This window comes from Cyanobacteriota bacterium, from assembly GCA_025054735.1.
Classification (GTDB): Bacteria; Cyanobacteriota; Cyanobacteriia; order SKYG9; family SKYG9; genus SKYG9.
In genome coordinates, this window is the sequence record JANWZG010000582.1 from 1 (window position 1) to 1803 (window position 1803).

Consider the following 1803-nt stretch of genomic DNA (forward strand, 5'->3'; position numbering starts at 1 on the left):
AGCCGATCGACGTTTCCAGGCAGCAGGGACTCTTTCAGGTGGTGAACGTCAGATGTTAGCGATGGGTAAGGCATTAATGCTGAAGCCGAGCTTGCTCCTACTTGATGAGCCATCAGCAGCCTTGTCGCCCATCTTGGTTAGCAATGTGTTTGAGCAGATTCAGCAGATTAATCAGCGCGGCACTGCAATTGTTCTCGTTGAGCAAAATGCTCGCATGGCGCTAAAAATGGCAGATCGTGGCTATGTGTTAGAAGCAGGCCGCGATCGGTTTACAGGTTCTGGGGTTGAGCTGCTAAACGATCCGAAAATAGGTGAACTGTACCTAGGTGTTAGTCGTGTATATAAGGAATCTACACCAGATTAATCTCGACTTTACGAGCAGTTAACCTAAAGACAACTCAGGGTGCGATATAGTGTCGATCAACAGTAATCAAAACTAGAACTTGTGAATAAGCAGCTAAAATCTGGGCCGATGATTAGGATAGCTAGGGTTGGTAAAATGCAGCGGTTGCCCCAATGGTACAGAGCATTGGCCTTGGTAAGTCTATGCGCATTAGCCGCCTGTAGTAAACCTCTGGACACTAAGAAAATTGCAGATGCCATCAAGTTAGATGTAACTACACAGGGTGCACCCACGCTCAAGGTTGTAACCTGCCCCCAGCGAGTTCCCATGGACAAGGATAGACCGTTTAAATGTGTGGGTGAGCTAGAAAATGAAACTCGGTTTGCGATTACTGTTACCCAAGAAGATGATAAAGGTACTGTTAAGTGGGATGTTCCCCATACAAAGGGCCTGTTGAACTTGTTAAAGCTGCAGGCAACTATTGAGCAGGCGCTTCAGAGTCAGTTTGGTAAACCTCCAAAGGTTGATTGTGGTGGTAAGAAGTACCGTAGTGTTAAGCCTGGAGAAACCTTTGAGTGCAAAATTATTGCCCAAGGTAGCGACACGGCCACAGGTGGTAAGAATGCCGATGCTAAGAAGCCTGATGCTAAGACTGACGCTAAGGCCAACCAAAAAGGTAAAACCGCGGTTCAACTTCAGCGGCCTGTGCGAGTGTTGGTTGCGATCGACCCTGATCGTAACGTGACTTGGCAGCAAGTTATGCCTGAAGTAAGAGTTGCTGCTGCACCTGGCAAACCTGGCGCTGCGCCTGGTAATGCATCCTCGACTGCGGCCACAGGTACGACTGACGCTGCTGCATCGGCAGCCGCAACGGAGACGAGTGGAGGCAAGAAGCAAAAGCCCCTACCTCCACCTACGGCTGAAGAGATTGAGGAGTTGGGCTTAGACAAGTTGGACTAGTGCTGGTCTATCAGTTTATCGACCAAGAGCGTGCATACTGTTAATCACATCAGCGCAGCGATTGGTAACAGCTTCTAGCTCTGCACGGTCTGTAGATGCTGGTGGAGGCAATAATTCTCCAATCCGAACTGTTACTGGAACTGCATTAGGCACAGGTGATTTGCCTTTGATGATGCGCTCTGTTCCCCAAAGGCTGACAGGCAGCAGGGGTGCACCTGCTTTGGCTGCAATGAGAGCAGCCCCTAGTTTGGGTGAATGGATACGAGCGTCGGGAGTACGAGTGCCTTCTAGAAAGATACCTACTGCCCATCCTCGCTGCATAGATTCCAGTGCCGATCGCAACGCACTCCGGTCAGGAGATCCTCGCTTGACAGGATACGCCCCATACAATCGAATTGCTGCCCCCAAGATGGGCACTCGAAATAACTCTTCCTTAGCCATGAAGGCTACAGGACGACCCACACAACTGGCCAAAATAGGTGGGTCAAAGTCACTAGCAT

The 1803-nt window shown here is 49.8% G+C and carries 3 protein-coding genes; 2 read left to right on the forward strand and 1 reads right to left on the reverse strand.

What is annotated here, in order from left to right; all coding sequences use genetic code 11:
- The coding region (locus NZ772_18375; GenBank protein MCS6815523.1) for an ATP-binding cassette domain-containing protein at positions 1 to 364 on the forward strand (364 nt) is incomplete at its 5' end.
- A gap of 135 nt (positions 365 to 499) precedes the next feature.
- Positions 500 to 1303, forward strand: a complete 804-nt coding sequence (locus NZ772_18380; protein ID MCS6815524.1) for a DUF4333 domain-containing protein — start codon at positions 500 to 502, stop codon at positions 1301 to 1303.
- Positions 1304 to 1318: 15 nt separating this feature from the next.
- Here the strand turns inward: NZ772_18380 and NZ772_18385 are convergent.
- Positions 1319 to 1803, reverse strand: a 485-nt coding sequence (locus NZ772_18385; protein MCS6815525.1) for a 1-acyl-sn-glycerol-3-phosphate acyltransferase, incomplete at its 5' end; no start/stop codon positions are given.

Bases quoted from the DNA above. Each gene is read 5' to 3' on its own strand.
- NZ772_18380 (MCS6815524.1), top strand. From the start codon at position 500: ATGCAGCGGTTGCCCCAATGGTACAGAGCATTGGCCTTGGTAAGTCTA.